An 18,219-nucleotide genomic window follows, 5' to 3' on the forward strand; every position below is an offset into this window, starting at 1 on the left:
GTAATGCAGTCACGCGACGCATGCGTGAACGGCAGACTCGCGGGCACGATGGGGAGCACGCAGTCTCCCTCTCTCGATTGGATGCACAATGGCCCCCACCGGCACTCCCGTTGTCTTCATTCATGGCCTCTGGCTCGGGGCTTCCTCCTGGCAGCCATGGGTGGATCTGTTCACCGCGCGGGGATATTCACCCATGGCGCCGACGTGGCCCGGCGAAAGCGAGTCGATTGAACTTGCACGGTCGCATCCCGAGGATGCCGCAGGGTTCGGCATCGATGAGGTCGCCGGGCATTTCGCGGCGATCATCGAGAAGCTCGATCGACCGCCCATCATCATCGGACATTCTTTTGGGGGGATGATCGCAGAAAAGTTGCTCGGTGAGAACTACGGCATCGCCGCCATCGCCATCGACGCCGCTCAGATTAAGGGGGTGCTGCCTCTTCCGGTATTCAAGAATCCCGCGAATGCCCATCGTGCAGTATCGCTCTCGGCGGACGAATTCCACTACGGGTTCGGCAACGCGGTCAGCCCGGAGGAATCCGAAGCGCTTTGGGAAGCATGGAACATCCCTTCGCCCGGAAAACCATTGTTCGAAGCGGCAGGTGCGAATTTTTCGCACAATTCACCGGCGAAAGTGAATACCGAGAATCAGGCGCGAGGGCCACTCTTGCTGATCATGGGCGGCAAGGACCACACGGTTCCGGAGGCGATTACCAAGGCGACCCTGAAGCAATACAAGGACTCTTCCGCCATCACGGATCTCGTCGAATTCGCCGATCGGGGGCACTCGCTCACCATCGACAGCGGTTGGCGTGAAGTGGCGGAGGAGTGCCTGACTTGGCTCGATTCACAAACACTCACCGCGTAGCCACGAAGGAAGTGTGAGGCCAAGAATGCAGAGAGAAATGGCGGACACGATGATGGCTCTGCGGTCTCACCGCAGAGGGGGACCGGAGACCCTGGTCTACGAATCTGCGCCAGTGCCGGTGGCAGCGCTCGGCGAAGTGCTCATCGAGGTACACGCCGCGGCCATCACCCCGGCGGAGCTCGGGTGGGACGAGACGTGGCGAAGCGAAGACGGAAGCGACAGGACCCCGACGATTCCTTCACATGAGGTTTCTGGCGTCGTGGTCGGTCTGGGCGAGGGAGTGGACAGGTTCTCGATCGGGGACCAGGTCTATGGGCGGATCGGCTTCAACAGGGACGGCGCGGCGGCGGAGTACGCCGCAGTGCCCGTGTCAGACCTTGCCCTCCGCCCGCTGTCGGTGAGTCACGTCGAGAGCGCGACGCTTCCGCTCGCCGCCCTCACGGCGTGGCAAGCGCTCGCCGACCACGCTCGGCTGCAACCCGGCGAACATGTCGTCGTGCTGGGTGGAGCCGGTGGCGTCGGCGCATTCGCAGTGCAATTGGCACGCTATTTCGGCGCAGCGGTCAGCTCCACGGCGCGGGGAGCCGACCTCGACTTCGTACTCGCAATCGGAGCGGATGTCGCGCTGGATTACACCAATGCGAACGACAACAATGTGCTCGACCAGGCGGATGTCGTCATCGATGCCGTCGGTGGCCCGACGAGCGAGCGAGCCGTTCGCCTCGTTCGAGCCGGCGGTCGGCTGGTCACCTTCAGCCAACCCGTGGATGCCGCTCTCACCGGGGACCGCGACCTCCAGACCTTCTTCTTCATCGTGGAAGCGAACGAAGCCGAACTCTCCGCGATCGCATCCCTGGTGGACTCCGGCGCCCTCCGTCCGACCGTCGCCCGGGTCTATGGACTGCCCGAGGGGCGCGCGGCGTATGCCGAAAGTTCGGTGTTGCACGGCCCGGGCAAGACCGTGCTCGCTGTGCGCGACGAACACGGGAATCTGTACGCGGAAGAGCGACTCCCGCAGCCCGCCATCTAGCGACTTCTACCGTTCGGCTCGGCGGCGGATCGAATAGCGGTGCTCAGGACGGCCGGTTCGGCCGTATCGCAACTCGAGCGCGATCGCGCCGCTTTGTTCGAGCTGGGTGAGGGAACGCTGAGCGGTGGCTCGGCTCATCCCCAGATCCTCAGCGACCTCGCTGGCCGACAGCGCTGTCGTGCTGGCATCGAGAGCGTCGTACACGCCCTTGAGAGTCGGGGCGAGTCTGCTGAGCTCCGGCCGCAAGGGTGCTGTGGTGGGCCGCATCAGGTCGAAGATGTGGTTGATGTCACCCTGGGTCGCCTCCTCGGGTAGCTCGTCGATCTGCGTGGACGTGGCGCGAAAGGCACCGAGCCGTTCCGCGAGCTGCGCGAAATTGAACGGTTTGACCAGGTAGTGGGTGACCCCGAGCCTCAGGGCAGAGCGCACATTGCCCACGTCGTTCGCTGCCGAGATCACCATCGCAGCGGGTGGGGACGGCCACTGGAGCATCTCTTGAAGAGTGCTCAGGCCGTCCACATCGGGGAGGTAGATGTCCATGAGCACGAGATCGGGTTTCAGGGCCGACGCGAGCTCGAGCGCCTCAGCCGAGGTGTGAGCCTTGCCCACCACGGTGAATCCCTCGACCCGCTGCACGAATGCTTCGTGAAGGGAGGCGACACGGAAATCATCGTCGACAACGAGGACCGTCACGGGATTGTTCGTCACGAGTGCACCTGCGGCGCGGGGACCGCTGTCAACGGCAGAACGACAGTGAAAGTGGCACCCGGCCCCTCTGACACGGTGATCGACCCGTCGAACCGGCCAACCGTTTTCTCGACCAGAGACAGGCCAAGGCCGATATGCCGAACCACCGAGCCCCGTTTCGTGGTGTACCCGTTGCTGAAGATCTGGGGGATCGCACCGTCGGGCAAGCCCGGCCCGTTGTCGCTCACCGAGATCACCAGCGATTCTGGTGCCTCCACAACGCGCACCCCGACTCGGCGGGGCGGCCGGCTCTCCGCGAGCGCATCGAATGCGTTGTCGATGAGATTGCCGAGAATGGTTGTGAGCGCCTGCACGTGGCCCGGAGCCTCGCTCAGCCGGGTTTCGGGTGAAATGGTGAAGTCGATGCCACGTTCGTGGGCTTCGGCCGCCTTGCCCAACAACAGGCCGACGATCTGGGGTGCCTCGATGTAGCTGCGCAGGTTCTGGTCGAAGTCGGCGGTGCTGCCGCGGATCTCCTCGATGTAGTCGAACGCTTCCTCCGGCCGTCCGAGTTCCAGTAGGCCCGCAATCGCATGCAGGCGATTGGAGAACTCATGTTGCTGCGCACGAATCGACTCGGTGAAACTGCGCTCGCCATCCAACTCGCGGGTGAGCGCCTCCAGGTTCGTTCGATTCTGAAGTGTGACCACGGACCCGTGTGGTCGTCCGGCCAGGATCACGGGCATCCGATTGATGACCAGGCAGTGGTCGTCGGTAATGACGATCGCGTCTGTTACCACGGAGTCGCCTGCGAGAGCTTCCGCGAGCGGCCCAGCACCGAGCACCTCGTCGAGGCGACGGTCGAGGGCATCCGATTGCAGGCCGAGTAGGCGCCGGGCCTCATCATTGATGACGGTGATCCGGCCCGCTGCATCACTGGCGATCACCCCCTCCCGGATGCCGTGGAGAGTCGCCTCGCGCTCCTGGAACAGTCTCGCCACCTCATCGATCTCCAGTCCGAAAGTTCGGCGCTTCAGGAGCGTGGCGAGAGCGAATGATGCCAGCGCGCCGATGATGAGCACGGCGGCGACCCAGACGGCGTAGGAGGGCAGTTGCGCCACGAGTTCGCTTGAGACCGAGCTCTCGCGGATGCCGACTGAGACCTCACCGATCATGGTTCGGGCCTCGGAATACAGGGGCACGCGAGCGCTGGCGTTGATGCCGGTTGCCCCAACATTCACCCCCAGGTGCACCTTTCCGTCGAGCGCGACGATGGGCTCGGATACCGCTTTTCCGATGAGCTCGGGATCAGGGTGGCTGTGTCGCACTCGTTGCATGTCGATGAGCACGACGTACGAGGCGCCGGTGCGGCGAGCTGTTGCTGAGGCGACGTCCTGAAGCATCGGCTGGCAGGCAGGATCCTCGTTCGCCATGCAGTCCTTCACCGAGGGGTTCTCGGCGAACGTCTGCGCGATCGCGGCCGCTCTTGACTGGTATTCATGATCCAGGTTGGCACGAGCAGCATTGGCGAAAAGGGCGAAGCCCACGGCGAGCGAGACGACGAGGATCACCAACTGCGCCAGAAAAATCTGGCTCGAGAGTCGTCGGATCCGTCGTCGCATCACGCTCCATTATCGCCGCGACCGAGGCGCCCCGCGTGTGAGCAGAATGCGTGAAACTCCGGGCAACGCGCAGAACAGGCGATTGGTGCACAAGCGCGACAGGGGGAGACGGAGGGCGGCAGGCTTCCTGACACACGCACCACACAGACAGAGAGGTCTTATGCGCATGGGCACACCGCCATCCCCCGCAACAGCGAGCACCAGTACAGGCGGAATGGATGATGCGGCGCGCATCGATATCGTCGGCCTGACCAAGCGCTACCTGACCCCCAAGGGCGAAACCTTCACTGCCATCGATGACGTGACGTTCGCCGTCGAGCCAGGGCAATTCTGCGCGATCGTCGGCCCGACCGGCTGTGGCAAATCCACCACCCTGGCGCAGGTCTCAGGACTGGAACGCCCGAGCGAGGGTCATGTTCTGGTCGGCGGCCAGCGTGTCGATGGCATCACGAGTGGTGTGAGCTACATGTTCCAAGCGGATTCGCTCTTTCCCTGGAAGACGGTGCTCGGCAACGTGATGATGGGCCCGATCCTGCTGGGCACGTCGAAGGCCGCAGCCACGAAGATAGCGCTGGATTGGGTGCGGCGAGTCGGCCTCTCTGGCTTCGAGGACCGCTACCCCCACCAACTTTCCGGCGGCATGCGCAAGCGAGTCGCAATGGCAGCCGCCCTGATCAACCGGCCCCGCATCCTGCTCATGGACGAGCCTTTCGGAGCACTCGATGTGCAGACGAAGGCAATCATGCAGGGCGAACTCCTGCAGCTCTGGGAGGAGTTGCGCCCCTCTGTGCTCTTCATCACCCATGACCTGGATGAGGCAGTGACGCTGTCGGACCGCGTGGTCATCATGACCAGCAGCCCCGGCACCGTGAAGGATACTTTCGAGATCGATCTGCCCCGCCCCCGCGGCGACGTGCAGACACTGCGCCACGAGCGGCAGTTCCAGGAGATCCAGGGTCAGATCTGGGCCTCGTTGAAAGACGAAGTCTCCCGGGCGTATGAACTGTCGTCGGCGGTGGCAGCATGAGCGTGCTCAGGCAGCAGAACGAGATACAGGCGGAAGCCTCCGCGATCCCGCTGCTCCCATTGCAGTCGACACTGCAGGAGACGGCGCGTCGTGCCCGCGCACGCAGGACGGGGTGGGTGTGGACCGGGCGCGCTCTGGTTATCGTCGTCGTGATCGGCGGATGGCAGTGGTTCACCGCCGTCGGCTGGGTCGACAAATTCTTCTACGGCCGCCCGAGCGACATCTGGAACAGTCTTGTGACCCTGTTCACGGAAGGCACCGCATTCGGCACGATCTGGGCAAATCTGTGGGTGACAGTCCAGGAGGCGCTCTACGGCTTCCTGGTCGGCACGTTTGCGGGCGTCATCATCGGCATCCTGCTCGGATCCAACCGGTACCTGTCCGATGTGCTCAACCCGTACATCAAGATCCTCAACTCGATCCCCCGTATCGTGCTCGGCTCGATCTTCATCGTCGCCTTCGGCCTAGGGATCCTTCCCAAGATCCTGCTGGCGGCTGTCCTGGTCTTTTTCGCGGTCTTCTTCAACGCCTACCAGGGCGTTCGCGAGGTCGACCAGAACCTGGTCGCCAACGTGCGTGTGCTTGGCGCGTCTCCCCTTCAGATTGCCCGGCACGTGACCATCCCCTCGGCGATGACGTGGATCATCGCCAGCCTTCACACCGCATTCGGCTTCGCGATCATCGGCGCGCTGGTTGCCGAGGTCCTCGGAGCCCAGAAGGGAATCGGTCTGCTCATCAGCCAGGCCCAGGGGCATTTCGACCCGAACACGGTGTTCGCCTGCATGGTCATCATCGCGGTCGTCACGCTCGGCGCCGAGTACCTCATCACCCTCCTCGAAAAGGTCGTGCTCAAGTGGCGCCCGCCGTCGCGCTACGAGGCGCAGGCGATCTGAGTTTCCCCGCTCCACACCAGTCCGCCGGAATCCCTCCGGCACCATGAAAGGAATCACTCAACATGAACAAGCGCAGCATCGTCGCTGTCGTCGCAGCCACAGCAGCAGTAGTGTCGCTGGGGCTCGCCGGGTGCAGTGGCAGCCCGTCCACCGCGAGCTCGGCTTCGAGCGCCACTCTCCCAGTCGTAAAAATGATGGTCGGAGGCATCGACAAGCAGATCTACCTCCCGTATCAATTGGCGGAAAGCCTCGGCTACTACAAGAAGTACGGCGTCGATATGCAACTCTCGACCGAGCAGAACGGCGGCGTCGGCGCAGAGGAGGCGATGGTCTCCGGCCAAGTGGATCTCTCTGGAGCGTGGTACATCCACTCGGTCGACTTCCAGGCCAAAGGCAAGAAGGTCATCAACCTGATCCAGCTCTCGGGAGCACCGGGAGAGCGGATCATGTGCACCCCGAAGTCGAACGTGACCTCCGGCGCGGATCTTAAGGGCAAGACCGTCGGGGTGACCGACCTCGGCTCCGGCACCGATGAGCTGACTCAGTTCATCGCCTCGAAGGCTGGAGTCAAGAAGACCGAATACCAGACCATCGCGGTACACGCCGGAGCTACCGCGATCGCGGCAATCCAGCGCGGAAGCGCTGACTGCGTCATGACCACTCAGCCGACCGTCGGCGCCCTCGAATCACAGAAGCTGGCGACATCGGCGATCGATCTCGCGAGCACAAAGGGTGCCCATGCCGCCCTCGGCGGTGCTTGGCCCGCCGCGGGCCTGCTGGCCCAGGAGTCGTGGGTCAACTCGCATAAGGCAGTCGTGCAAAAGGTCGTTACGGCACTCACCGCGACAATGCACTGGATGAGCACCCACACTGCCCAGGATGTCGCGGACAAGCTGCCGAAGTCGTTCGTGCAAAACGCGACGATCTCCAAGGCGGACTATGTCAAGGCGCTCAAGCAGGACTACGGCCAGTTCCTCCCCGACGGCCTCATGCCCGCCGGCGGACCGAAGACCGTCTTCCAAATGGAGAATGCGATCGGCGTCGACACCTCCAGCATCACGTACAGCGACACATTCACCAACAGTTTCGTAGATGTGGCGCTCAAGCAGTTGGGCATCACGCCAGTGACGACCCCCGCGGGAGCCAAGGGCTGATTCATCGTAGAAAGGCGGCCCCTCGACACCACCCGTCCGGGTGGTTCGGGGGGCCCTTGTCGTGGCACATCCTTACGCCATCGGTGAACCGCCAGCTAGATTTGCTCCATGTCCGGCAACCGCTCCGAGGACCACCGCACGGTTGCCGAGAAGGTGTTCGCGATCGCGGATGTGTTCGGGGGCGCGTCGGAGCTGAGCCTCACCGAGATCGCACACCGGGCCAAACTCCCCTTGTCGACCGCGCATCGACTTGTCGCGGAATGGGTGGCCTGGGGCGGCATCGTGCGCGGCGACGACGGCCTCTACCGCGTGGGCATGCGGCTGTGGAAGCTCGGCGTGCGCGCGCCGACCGCGCGCCGACTTCGCACGGTTGCGAGTCCCTTTCTCGAGGACCTCTACGACCTCACCCGGGAGAACGTGCACCTCGCCGTGCGTGACGGTCTCGGGGTGCTCTACCTCGAACGCGTCTCGGGGCGCTCGGCTGTTCCCGTCATTTCTGATGTCGGCACCCGGCTGCCGCTGCACGCCACCGGCGTTGGACTGGTGCTCCTCGCCTGGGCGCCCTCGGAGCTGCTCGACGAGCTGGTGGCATCCGCTCCTCGCAAATATCTGCCTAACACCATGACGACCGCCGCCGAACTGCGACCGCGTCTCGCCGGGATCCGGGCATCCGGCGTCGCCGTCTCGATCAACGAGATGACCGCAGACTCGTTCTCCGCCGCTGCGCCGATCCGCGACCATACCGACGCCGTGATCGCGTCGGTCTCGATCGTGGCGCATGCCGAGCTCAGCGCCGATCCGCAGTTCCCGCTCGCAGTGAGTGTGGCCGCGCGCGGGATATCGCGGGCGCTGGGATGGCGTTCCTGACTTCCGCTGGGCGGAAGTATTTTCCCGAGCCGGTCGGAGACGGACCAGAGTGAGCGTACCGATCCCGACGTTGCGAAAGGCCAGTATGAAGATCCGCACCACCGTAGCCATCGTGGGGGCTGGACCAGCCGGCCTGCTTCTCGGGCACCTGCTCGCCGCCTCAGGAATCGACTTCGTGATCATCGAGGCACGATCTCGCGAGTACATCCTGTCTCGCATCCGCGCGGGGGTGCTGGAGGAGTCATCGGTCGACGTGCTGGCCTCCCTCGGCCTCGACGGCCGTCTTCGCGAGCACGGACTCGTGCACGACGGCATCTACCTGCAGTATGAGGGCGCCCGTCACCACGTCGATTTCTCCGAGCTGATCGGGCGCACGGTCACGGTCTACGGCCAGCAACAGGTGGTCAACGACCTCATGCTCGCCCATGACGAGGCCGGTTCGGCCGTGTACTTCGAGTCGAGCGATGTGCTCCCGCAGGGCATCGAGACCCCCCGCCCCTCGGTGGACTTCGTGCACGGCGGCCGGAGCTACTCCGTCGACGCCGACTTCGTCATCGGGGCGGATGGATTCCACGGGGTCTGCCGCTCGATCATCCCGTCCGGTGCGATCACGAGCTACCAGCGGGAGTACCCATTCGCCTGGCTCGGAATCCTCGCGGATGTCCCGCCCTCGACGGACGAGCTGATCTACGCGCTGCATCCCGAAGGCTTCGCCATGCATTCGATGCGCTCACCCGCCGTCTCGCGCCTCTACCTGCAGGTCGAACCTGATGACGATATCGCCAATTGGAGCGACGAACGCATCTGGGAAGGACTGCACGAACGGCTCGGAGTGGCGGGCTGGACCCTTCGCGAGGGCGAGATCACCGAGAAGTCGATCACGCCCATGCGGAGCTTCGTCGCCTCGACCCTCAATCACGGGGCACTCTTCCTGGTCGGCGACGCCGGCCACATCGTGCCGCCGACGGGCGCGAAGGGGCTCAACGCCGCCATTTCCGACGTGGCGATGCTCGGCGCGGCCCTCAGCTCCTACTACGCGGGGGATGCCGGACCGCTCGCGGGCTACAGCGAACGCGCGCTCTCGCGCCAGTGGAAGACGCAGTATTTCTCCCGCTGGATGACCGAGATGCTGCACACGACGGGCACCGGTGCCGAGGCGCAGAGCCGGTACCGTGGCCAGGTCGGTCAGCTCGACTACGTCACTGGCTCGCGCTTCGCCCTCCAGGCCCTTGCCGAGCAGTACACCGGCCTTCCGATCGAAGGGATCTGATCGTGGAACTCCCCACCCAGTCGCAGATCTCGGCCGAGATCGCGGCGGCCCACGAGGCCGGCGACGCCTCGCGCGGTCATCCGGAACGCGGTTTCACGCCGTATCGGAGCAGCATGCTGAGGCATCCGCTCAATGATCTCGTGCGGGCCGACCCCGAGGAGATCGAACTCGTGTCTCCCGTCTACGGCCACAGTGACGTCACCGCCCAGGAGGCCGACCTCACCATCCAGCACTCCGGTGAACCCCTCGGTGAGCGGATCATCGTCACCGGGCATGTGCTCGACGGCGAGGGCCGTCCCGTGCGCAACCAGCTTGTCGAGGTGTGGCAGGCCAACTCGGGAGGGCGGTATGTGCACAAGCGCGACCAGCATCCGGCTCCGCTCGATCCCAATTTCACGGGTACCGGCCGACTGGTCACCGGTGATGACGGGAGCTACCGTTTCGTCACGATCAAGCCGGGTCCGTACCCGTGGAAGAACCACCGCAACGCCTGGCGGCCGGCGCACATCCACTTCTCGTTGTTCGGCGACCAGTTCGTGCAACGGCTCGTGACGCAGATGTACTTCCCGGGGGATCCGCTCTTCGCGCTCGACCCGATCCTCCAGTCCATCACGCAGCAGTCCGCGCGCGACCGCCTCGTTGCCACCTACGACCACGAGGTGACGCAGCCCGAGTGGGCGACAGGCTACCGTTGGAACATCGCGCTGACCGGATCGAAGGCGACCCGGATGGAGCAGGAGGGAGACGATCGATGACTGACCTGCATCAGACTCCATCGCAGACCGTCGGACCGTTCTTCGGCTACGCGCTCCCGTACGACGGGGGAGACCGACTGCTGCCTCCCCACGCTCCCGGCACGATCCGGCTGCACGGAACCGTCTTCGACGGAGCCGGCGAGGTGGTGCCCGATGCCGTCGTGGAGATCTGGCAGGCGGATGCCGCGGGATCGGTGGTCTCCGAACGCGGCAGTCTTCACCGCGACGGCTACACCTTCACCGGGTTCGGCCGCGCCGCGGTCGACGGGTGGGGCCACTACTCCTTCACCACCGTCAAGCCCGGTCCGATGCGAGCCGGATCATCGCCCTATGTGATGGTCACGATCTTCGCTCGTGGGCTTCTCCACCACCTGTTCACCCGCGCCTATTTCGGAGACGATGCCCCCGATCCCCTACTGCAGGAGCTCGGTGAGCGCGCGGCGACGCTCGTAGCCCAGTCGGACGGCGAAGCGAGCTACCGGTTCGACATCCGCCTCCAGGGGGCTGAGGAGACGGTGTTCTTCGACTACGGAGTGGATGCGGGTGCGTGACTGGGGCCTGCTCGACCCGCTGGCGACACCGGGCGTCGACGACGACGCCGTGCTCGCGGCGCTGGTGGAGGTCGAGCGGGCGCTGATGCTCGCCTGGCACGATATCGGGGGCGCACCCCACTGGGTCGCCGATATTTCATTCGAGGTGTCGCACCTCGACCTCGAGCAGATCTCCCGCGGCAACCGGGACGGGGGGAATCCCGTCATCCCCCTCGTGGCCCAGCTGCGCGCCCAGGCCGAGGCGAGCCACGCCGGCGCCGGGGACTGGGTGCATCGCGGCGCGACGAGCCAGGACATCCTCGACACCGGCCTCATGCTCGTCGCGACGCGGGCCCTCGGGCTCGTCTCCGGTTCGCTCGCCGACGCGGCGGCCCGTCTCGCTGCCCTCGCTGAGACCCATCGGCACAGCCTGATGGTCGGCCGCACCCTCACCCAGCATGCCGCCCCCATTACCTTCGGTGTGAAGGCCGCCTCCTGGCTGGATGGCGTCGAGGCGGCGCGGTCCTCCCTCGACTCACTCGCCCTGCCCGTGCAGCTCGCCGGGGCCGTCGGTACCGGGACCGCGTTCGCCGATCTCGGCGGGTCGGCGGAGAGCGGTCCGCGCCTCCGTGCGGCGCTCGCCGCGAGGCTCGGTCTCGCCGACCCTGAGCGAAGTTGGCAGGCGGAGCGCAGCATCGTCGCCCGCCTTGCGGCCTCCCTCTCTCTCGAGATCGGCGCTCTCGGCCGCGTAGCGACCGATGTGCTCGTGCTCGCTCGCACCGAGATCGGTGAGCTGTCGGAGGGCTCCGGCGGGTCGTCATCGGCCATGCCCCAGAAGCGCAACCCGACAGCGGCGGTGCTCGTGAGGTCGGCAGCCCTTCAGGCGCCCGGTCACCTCTCGACGGTGTTCTCGAGCCTCGCGGCGGAAGACGAGCGGCCCGCCGGCGCCTGGCACGCAGAATGGCTCGCGCTCCGATCGCTGCTGCGACTGGCGGTGCAGAGCAGCGAGACGACGGCGACCTTCCTCTCGGCACTCTCGGTGGACACGGAGCGGATGCGCGCCACCGTCGACTCCGATGGCGGGATCGCCTGGGCCGAACACGCCATCTCCCAGCTCGTCCCTGATCTCGGTCGCGCCGCGGCGGGCACCGTCGTCACCCGCGCGATCGAGCTGAGCACCGCCGACCTGTCGTTCGGGGCCGCTCTCGCGGCAGAACTCGAGGGCAGGGTCGTCGACCTCTCTCCTGGGTCGGTCTACGCCACTGCCGACCTCATAGTCGACGCCGCCCTTTCCCGATATCACGCGTCACCACACCACACGAGGAGCGCCCGATGACTGTTCCCCTCATCCGCTGCACGATCGATCCGGCAGACCCCTCGAGTACCTCGAGCGAGCTGCTCGTGCTCGGCCCGTCGCTCGGCACGACCAGCTCGCTCTGGAGTCCGGCCGTCGCCGCGCTCACCGCGAGCGGTGGACGCCGGGCGACCCGCGTCCTGCGATTCGACCTGCCAGGGCACGGAGCCAGCCCGGCAGCGACGGAGCCGTTCACGATGGCGGAACTCGCCGATTCCGTGCTGAGGCTCGTCGATGAGGCGGGCGGAGGTCGCTTCCACTACGCGGGCGTCTCCCTCGGCGGCGCCATCGGCATCGAGCTGGCCCTCCGCCATCCGGATCGCCTGCTCAGTCTCGGGATCTTCTGTTCGGATGCGAAGATCGGCACCGAGCAGACCTGGATCGATCGCCTCGCCCAGGTGACCAGCCAGGGCACCCCCTCGCTCGTCTCCGGCACGCCGGCACGCTGGTTCGCCGCCGATTTCATCGCACGGCAACCGGCTGTCGCATCCGCGATCCTGAAGGATCTCTCCGAGACCGATGACGCCTCCTATGCGTTCTGCTGCGGAGCGCTCGCCCACTTCGACCGCACCGCCGACGTCGGGACGATCTCGGTGCCGACCATCGCAGTGAGCGGCAGCGAGGATCCGGTCACCACACCGGAGGCGGTCGCGCATCTCGCTGTGGGGATACCGGGGGCGCATTACGTGGAGATCCCGAACGCATCCCACCTCGCCGCCATTGAGAGGCCCGTCGAGGCCGCCGGTATCCTCGCCGACCTGCTCGCCTCCGGCGGTGACCTGCACTCCCGCGGGGTGCGCACCCGGCGCGCTGTGCTCGGTGACGCCCACGTCGACGCCGCGGACGCGAAGATCACCGCCGAGACGGCCGGATTCCAGGAATTCATCACCCGGTACGCCTGGGGAGACGTGTGGAGTCGACCGGAGCTGTCCCGACGGGATCGCAGCATCGCCACCCTGGCCAGCCTCGTGACCGGCAGCCATGAGCACGAGATCGCGATGCATGTTCGGGCAGCGCTCACCAACGGCCTCACCCGCAGCGAGATCGCCGAGGTGATGCTTCACACCGCGCTCTACGCCGGGCTTCCTCCGGCCAACCGCGCGCTGGCGATCGCCCGAGACATCTTTGCCGAAATCGATACGAAGGAGACCCATGGATAAGACCTACGAATCGGCGGCCGCTGCGGTTGCCGACATCCCGAGCGGATCGATGATCGCGGTCGGCGGATTCGGACTCGTCGGCGTCCCGATCGTGCTGATCCGGGCGCTACTCGCGCAGGGAACCGATCATCTCGAGGTCATCTCCAACAACTGCGGCGTGGATGGCTGGGGGCTCGGCGAGATCCTCTCGGCTGGGCGCATCGACCGGGTGATCGCCTCGTACATCGGTGAGAACAAGGAGTTTGCGCGCCAGTACCTCGGGGGCGAGCTCGAGGTGGAGCTGACACCGCAGGGAACCCTCGCCGAGCGGCTGCGGGCCGGCGGCGTCGGCATCCCCGGATTCTTCACCGCGACCGGGGTCGGCACGATGGTCTCCGAGGGCGGACTGCCGTGGAGGTATGCGGCGGATGGCTCGGTAGCGGTGCAGTCCCCGGCGAAGGAGACCCGCGTGCTCGGTGCCCTCGGCGAGCAGCGCGAGTACGTCTTCGAGGAGGCCATCCGAGCGGATTTCGCGTTCGTACGGGCCGCGAAGGGCGACCGTCACGGCAACCTCGTATTCGAGAAATCGGCCCGCAACTTCAATCCTCTCGCCGCGATGTCGGGTCGGATCACCCTGGCAGAGGTCGACGAGATCGTCGAGCCGGGCGAACTCGACCCGGACCAGGTGCATCTGCCCGGTATCTATGTCGACCGCGTCGTGCAGCTCACCCACGAGCAGGCGACCGAGCTGCCGATCGAAAAAACCACAGTCCGGCAGCGAGGAGACAACTGATGGCACTCACCCGCGACGAAATGGCGGCAAGGGCAGCCCTCGAGCTGCACGACGGCAGCTACGTGAACCTCGGGATCGGGCTTCCGACGCTCATCCCGAACTTCATCCCGGAGGGGGTGACCGTTGTGCTGCATTCGGAGAACGGCATCCTCGGGGTCGGGCCGTATCCGTGGGAGGGCGAGGCGGATCCGAAGCTCATCAACGCGGGCAAGGAGACGGTGACCGTGCTCGCCGGCTCGTCCTACTTCGATTCCGCCGCGAGCTTCGGAATGATCCGCGGCGGCCGCATCGCGACGGCCGTACTCGGCGCCATGCAGGTCTCGGTCGCCGGCGACATCGCGAATTGGGCGGTACCGGGCAAGCTCATCAAGGGCATGGGCGGCGCGATGGACCTGGTCAACGGCGCCGACCGCGTGATCGTGCTCATGGAGCATGTGGCAAAAGACGGCTCGGCGAAGATCGTGGAGACGTGCAGCCTCCCGCTCACCGGCGTGCGCTGCGTTGACCGCATCATCACCGAGCTCGCGGTCATCGACGTCACCGCCGACGGGCTCGTGCTCGTCGAGACGTCACCGGGGGTCACCGTCGATGAGGTTGTCGCGGCGACCGGCGCACCCCTCACGATCGCACTAGAGCGATGACCGAACTGCGGGAGGTGGTGATCTGCGAGCCGCTGCGTACCCCGGTCGGGAGGTTCGGAGGCTCCCTGGCATCCGTCTCCGCTCTCTCGCTTGCGACCCGCGTGCTCGAGGAGCTCGTCGCCCGCAGCGGACTCGACGGCGCCCACGTCGACGACGTGATCTTCGGGCAGGGGTATCCCTCCTCAGAGGCCCCTCCCATCGCGCGAGTGGCCGCGCTCGATGCGGGACTCCCGGTGACCGTCGGCGGCTACCAGCTGGATCGGCGCTGCGGCTCTGGCCTGCAGGCCGTGCTGGATGCCGCGATGCAGATCCAGGTCGGCGCGAGCGAACTCGTCATCGCCGGCGGCGTCGAATCGATGAGCAATGCCCCCCTCTACACGGTCGATGCCAGGCGCGGATTCTCCGGGGCTGGCCTCATGCTGCACGACGCGCTCAGTCGCGGACGCGTGACAGCAGGGGGGAAGTACCACCCCACGCCGGGCGGCATGGTCGAGACGGCGGAGAACCTGCGGCGCGACTACGGCATCCCGCGCGAAGAGCAGGATGCCCTCGCGCTGCGGTCCCACCAGCGTGCCGTCGCGGCGCAGCGGGCCGGGCTCTTCGACGACGAGATCGTGCCCGTGACGGTGCCGGGTCGAAAGGGCGATGTGGTGGTGGATGTCGACGAGCATCCCCGCGCCGACTCGACAATCGAAGCGCTCGCCGCTCTGCGACCCGTGATGAAAGGTGATGCGGATGCCACCGTCACCGCGGGCAATTCCAGTGGCCAGAATGACGCTGCGGCAGCCTGCATCGTGACCACGCCACGGCGTGCGGCGGAACTGGGACTCGTGCCGCTCATTCGCCTGGTTTCCTGGGCGAGGGCGGGAGTCGATCCGACCCGAATGGGAATCGGTCCGGTCCCGTCGACCGCGCTCGCGTTGGAGCGGGCCGGGCTGACGCTCGCGGATCTCGACCTCATCGAGCTGAACGAGGCCTTCGCGGCGCAGGTGCTCGCCGTCACGCGCGAGTGGGGATTCGGGGATGCCGACTGGGAGCGCGTCAACGTGAACGGCGGCGGTATCTCGCTCGGGCATCCGATCGGTGCAACGGGGGTGCGCATCCTCGCCGGACTCGCGCGCCAGCTTCAGCGCAGCGGCGGTCGGTATGCGCTCGAGACCATGTGTATCGGCGGCGGACAGGGGCTTGCGGCGGTCTTCGAGCGGGTCTGACGCTCACCGAGCCCAGGTCCCTGGGGTGGCACGAATGACCGTCGACGGAATGCAGCGAACCCCTTCCGAGACTACGGCAGAACCGGGCCGGAGGACGAGAACGGGCGGATCGTGTAGCGCGTGACATCCCCGTTGAGGATACGCCCGTGGAACTCGATCAGGTTGGCGGTGCGGAGGTTGTCGGGTGAGGGCGCGAGCACCACGGTGTAGTTGGGCACGAGTCGCGTCTGCACGACGGGGCACCAGCGGTAGATCTTCTTGCCTCTGGGCCAGTCCAGATCGGTCGCGGGAGAGTTGCCGATCAGGATGCTGTACGAGCCGGCCGGGTCGAGGTCGAGGGCCTGGTCGATCATCCGGTCTATCAGTAGCTGGAGTTGCATGGGGTTCCTATCGTGGCCGATCGTCGTCGGAGAATTGGGCCATGCGCACCGTCGACGCCAGCTGCTGTTGTGTCGTCTGCAGGATCTCGACCAGCAGCGCCCGCGAAATGGAGAGCAGGTCGGCGACCTTCGGATAGGCCAGCCGATAGAAGACCTGGCTGGCACGCCGCTCTGCGACGACCAGATTGTGCCGGCGAAGCACCGACAGGTGCTGGGACAGGTGGGATGCCTCGAGGCCGGTGTCGGCGAGGAGATCCGCCACCGACACGTCGTCGCCCCCGGCGAGGACTTCCAGCACGCGCACTCGCACCGGGTGGGCGAGCCCCTTGAAGAGGTTGGCCTTCACCTCATAGAGCGGGCGATGGGCGTCGGTGTATTCAGACATGCCCTCACGATTCCATGAGTTGACAGCTTCATCAAGCCGCGCGATCGTCCCCTCGTCGACAGTCATCGCGCGAAGTTGCCGCGGTAGTACTCGTAGACCCAACCGATGACACAGACCACGAGCAGCGGCACGGCGATCAGCACGATCCAGGCGCTGATCGCGAGTCCCAGCACGACGAGGGAACTTGCGGCGCCGAGCAGCACGGGCCACCAGCTCCACGGACTGAAGAAGCCGACCTCGGGATCCCCGTCGTCGATCTCGGCATCCTCGCGGTCTTCGGCCCAGACGTTCACCCCGGCGGACTTGACGACCTGGCCGAAGTAGAACGCCAGCAGGAGGCAGAGCGCGCCGGAGAGTCCGATGGTGAGAAGGCCGATGAGTTCGAAGTTCTCCGCCCGCAGGCTCCAGAAGAGGTACACCCCGTCGACGGTGACGAAACTGGCCCCGAGGAGCCACATCAGTCGACTGACTGTGCGCATGAATCATCCCTTGTTTATGGATTAATAAAATGATCATATCGCAAAGCGGACGGGCAGGCATTCGAGAGTGTCCACCCCGTCAGGCCGGCCGGGCAGAACCGGCACGGTGTCAGACCGCCTTCGAGTTGCCTGAAATCGTCGCTATCCCACCGAATTGCAGCGATTTCGGGCAACTCGACGGCAGTGGGCGATGAGGCGGACCGGGGATGAGGCGAGTCGGTGAGGTGGGTCGGTGAGGCGGGCCGGGCATGTGGCGGGTTGCGGGATGAGGCGGCTGCGCAGTCAGCGGGAGGAAACCCGCCGATCAGTTCGGGGCGACGCGCGCCAACACGTGCGCGAGCGCCGGCTCGGCCAACCGCGCGCCGAGTCTGGCGAAGAGTTGCTCGCTATGATCGCCCGCCCAGTGCGCCGGCAGCAGCTCGACGCCGAGTCCGGGGTCGAGATACGGGATCGGGCGCCAGCTGTCGATGCCGCGCACGTAACGGCTGAAGGCATCGGCGCCGTCGGTCGGTGACGTTGACAGCAGGCCGGATGATTCGGCGATGAATCCCTCGTGCAGGGCGGCGATTCGCGGGAGGTCCCACCAGGTCGCCACCGAATCGCGCAAGGATGCCGCCCCGCGGGCATCCGTGGCGATGAAAACGGTGGAGTGCTCTCGCAGCGCGAGCTCGTCGAGGATCTCCTCGACCTCCCCAGCGAGGAATGCGGGGCAGATCCACAGTGCGGGCGAGACGGTCCCGCAGCCGATCCAGCGCAAGCGGCGCCGCAGCTGGTGCCGCAGGGCGCGATCGTGCTCGGGGATCGAGAACGAGAGAAGGCACCACGAGTCGCCGGCCGCCATTCGCCGAGGTGCGAAGATGCGCCGATCCCCGGCCCGCAGCATGGCGGCGGCGTCCTCACCCAGTCGATAGCCCGCAGCGCCGGAATTGCGCTCCGAGACCAGCAGATTCTTCTGCTTGACCCGGGCGATCGCCGTGCGACCGAGAGCCGCGGGCACCCCGAGATCCTCGAGCAGTGCAATCAGGTCGGCCGACGCGATCCACCCGTCGAGGCGCCGCAGATAGAGACCGATGACGGACCGCACAAGCGAGGTCGCGCTGCCCGGTCGCGACTCCGCATCGTCGGGCATCCGGC

General features: G+C 66.1%; 20 protein-coding genes. 14 read left to right on the plus strand and 6 right to left on the minus strand.

The window, feature by feature from the left end; all coding sequences use genetic code 11:
- The first annotated feature begins 88 nt into the window (after nucleotides 1–88).
- Both VLI63_RS08750 and VLI63_RS08755 read left to right on the plus strand, forming a co-directional pair.
- Nucleotides 89–868: an alpha/beta fold hydrolase gene (locus VLI63_RS08750; RefSeq protein WP_409156470.1), complete on the plus strand. Its 780-nt coding sequence runs from the start codon at nucleotides 89–91 to the stop codon at nucleotides 866–868.
- Between the two features lie 37 nt (nucleotides 869–905).
- The gene (locus VLI63_RS08755) at nucleotides 906–1,898 is read left to right on the plus strand and encodes an NADP-dependent oxidoreductase (protein WP_409156471.1); all 993 of its coding nucleotides are present in this window, start codon (nucleotides 906–908) and stop codon (nucleotides 1,896–1,898) included.
- Between the two features lie 6 nt (nucleotides 1,899–1,904).
- On the opposite strand, the gene VLI63_RS08760 is transcribed toward VLI63_RS08755, so the two are convergent.
- Nucleotides 1,905–2,606: a response regulator gene (locus tag VLI63_RS08760; RefSeq protein WP_409156472.1), complete on the minus strand. Its 702-nt coding sequence runs from the start codon at nucleotides 2,604–2,606 to the stop codon at nucleotides 1,905–1,907.
- Nucleotides 2,603–4,207 carry an ATP-binding protein gene (locus VLI63_RS08765; protein WP_409156473.1) on the minus strand — a complete coding sequence of 535 codons (1,605 nt, stop codon included), beginning with the start codon at nucleotides 4,205–4,207 and terminating at the stop codon, nucleotides 2,603–2,605. Before VLI63_RS08765 ends, VLI63_RS08760 begins: the two co-directional genes overlap by 4 nt.
- 214 nt (nucleotides 4,208–4,421) lie before the next feature.
- Between VLI63_RS08765 and VLI63_RS08770 the strand changes: the two genes are divergently transcribed.
- From VLI63_RS08770 to VLI63_RS08825, 12 genes are all read left to right on the plus strand, one after another.
- Nucleotides 4,422–5,234, plus strand: coding sequence for an ABC transporter ATP-binding protein (locus VLI63_RS08770; protein WP_409156474.1), 813 nt, complete (start codon nucleotides 4,422–4,424; stop codon nucleotides 5,232–5,234).
- Nucleotides 5,231–6,127 (plus strand): ABC transporter permease, encoded by an 897-nt coding sequence (locus tag VLI63_RS08775; RefSeq protein WP_409156475.1) that lies wholly within the window; start codon nucleotides 5,231–5,233, stop codon nucleotides 6,125–6,127. Before VLI63_RS08770 ends, VLI63_RS08775 begins: the two co-directional genes overlap by 4 nt.
- Nucleotides 6,128–6,189: 62 nt before the next feature.
- Nucleotides 6,190–7,281 (plus strand): ABC transporter substrate-binding protein, encoded by a 1,092-nt coding sequence (locus tag VLI63_RS08780; RefSeq protein ID WP_409156476.1) that lies wholly within the window; start codon nucleotides 6,190–6,192, stop codon nucleotides 7,279–7,281.
- A 108-nt stretch (nucleotides 7,282–7,389) separates the two neighbouring features.
- The gene (locus tag VLI63_RS08785; RefSeq protein WP_409156477.1) at nucleotides 7,390–8,148 is read left to right on the plus strand and encodes an IclR family transcriptional regulator; all 759 of its coding nucleotides are present in this window, start codon (nucleotides 7,390–7,392) and stop codon (nucleotides 8,146–8,148) included.
- An 85-nt stretch (nucleotides 8,149–8,233) separates the two neighbouring features.
- Entirely contained in the window at nucleotides 8,234–9,418 is a 1,185-nt protein-coding gene (locus VLI63_RS08790; protein ID WP_409156478.1) for a 4-hydroxybenzoate 3-monooxygenase, read from the plus strand.
- 2 nt (nucleotides 9,419–9,420) lie between these two features.
- A complete protein-coding gene (gene pcaH / locus VLI63_RS08795; RefSeq protein ID WP_409156479.1) occupies nucleotides 9,421–10,173 on the plus strand; it encodes a protocatechuate 3,4-dioxygenase subunit beta in 753 nt (250 codons plus the stop codon).
- Nucleotides 10,170–10,724 (plus strand): protocatechuate 3,4-dioxygenase subunit alpha, encoded by a 555-nt coding sequence (gene pcaG, locus VLI63_RS08800; RefSeq protein WP_409156480.1) that lies wholly within the window; start codon nucleotides 10,170–10,172, stop codon nucleotides 10,722–10,724. The genes pcaH and pcaG overlap by 4 nt, the downstream gene beginning before the upstream one ends.
- A complete protein-coding gene (locus tag VLI63_RS08805; RefSeq protein ID WP_409156481.1) occupies nucleotides 10,711–12,039 on the plus strand; it encodes a lyase family protein in 1,329 nt (442 codons plus the stop codon). Before pcaG ends, VLI63_RS08805 begins: the two co-directional genes overlap by 14 nt.
- Nucleotides 12,036–13,217 carry an alpha/beta fold hydrolase gene (locus VLI63_RS08810; protein WP_409156482.1) on the plus strand — a complete coding sequence of 394 codons (1,182 nt, stop codon included), beginning with the start codon at nucleotides 12,036–12,038 and terminating at the stop codon, nucleotides 13,215–13,217. Before VLI63_RS08805 ends, VLI63_RS08810 begins: the two co-directional genes overlap by 4 nt.
- Nucleotides 13,210–13,989, plus strand: coding sequence for a CoA transferase subunit A (locus tag VLI63_RS08815; RefSeq protein ID WP_409156483.1), 780 nt, complete (start codon nucleotides 13,210–13,212; stop codon nucleotides 13,987–13,989). Before VLI63_RS08810 ends, VLI63_RS08815 begins: the two co-directional genes overlap by 8 nt.
- Entirely contained in the window at nucleotides 13,989–14,630 is a 642-nt protein-coding gene (locus VLI63_RS08820) for a CoA transferase subunit B (RefSeq protein ID WP_409156484.1), read from the plus strand. The genes VLI63_RS08815 and VLI63_RS08820 overlap by 1 nt, the downstream gene beginning before the upstream one ends.
- On the plus strand, nucleotides 14,627–15,841 hold the full coding sequence (locus tag VLI63_RS08825; protein WP_409156485.1) for an acetyl-CoA C-acetyltransferase: 1,215 nt from the start codon (nucleotides 14,627–14,629) through the stop codon (nucleotides 15,839–15,841). Before VLI63_RS08820 ends, VLI63_RS08825 begins: the two co-directional genes overlap by 4 nt.
- 71 nt (nucleotides 15,842–15,912) lie before the next feature.
- Here VLI63_RS08825 and VLI63_RS08830 read toward each other — a convergent pair whose 3' ends face one another.
- The 4 genes from VLI63_RS08830 to VLI63_RS08845 all read right to left on the minus strand — a co-directional run bounded on the left by VLI63_RS08830 (nucleotide 15,913) and on the right by VLI63_RS08845 (nucleotide 18,214).
- Nucleotides 15,913–16,221 carry a hypothetical protein gene (locus VLI63_RS08830; protein WP_409156486.1) on the minus strand — a complete coding sequence of 103 codons (309 nt, stop codon included), beginning with the start codon at nucleotides 16,219–16,221 and terminating at the stop codon, nucleotides 15,913–15,915.
- Nucleotides 16,222–16,228: 7 nt separating this feature from the next.
- Nucleotides 16,229–16,606: an ArsR/SmtB family transcription factor gene (locus tag VLI63_RS08835; protein ID WP_409156487.1), complete on the minus strand. Its 378-nt coding sequence runs from the start codon at nucleotides 16,604–16,606 to the stop codon at nucleotides 16,229–16,231.
- A 62-nt stretch (nucleotides 16,607–16,668) separates the two neighbouring features.
- Nucleotides 16,669–17,085 (minus strand): cytochrome c oxidase subunit 4, encoded by a 417-nt coding sequence (locus VLI63_RS08840; RefSeq protein WP_409156488.1) that lies wholly within the window; start codon nucleotides 17,083–17,085, stop codon nucleotides 16,669–16,671.
- 304 nt (nucleotides 17,086–17,389) lie between these two features.
- Nucleotides 17,390–18,214 carry a PaaX family transcriptional regulator C-terminal domain-containing protein gene (locus VLI63_RS08845; protein ID WP_409156489.1) on the minus strand — a complete coding sequence of 275 codons (825 nt, stop codon included), beginning with the start codon at nucleotides 18,212–18,214 and terminating at the stop codon, nucleotides 17,390–17,392.
- Between the last annotated feature and the right edge of the window lie 5 nt (nucleotides 18,215–18,219).

The organism is Lacisediminihabitans sp. H27-G8, assembly GCF_046156175.1.
GTDB lineage: Bacteria > Actinomycetota > Actinomycetes > Actinomycetales > Microbacteriaceae > Lacisediminihabitans.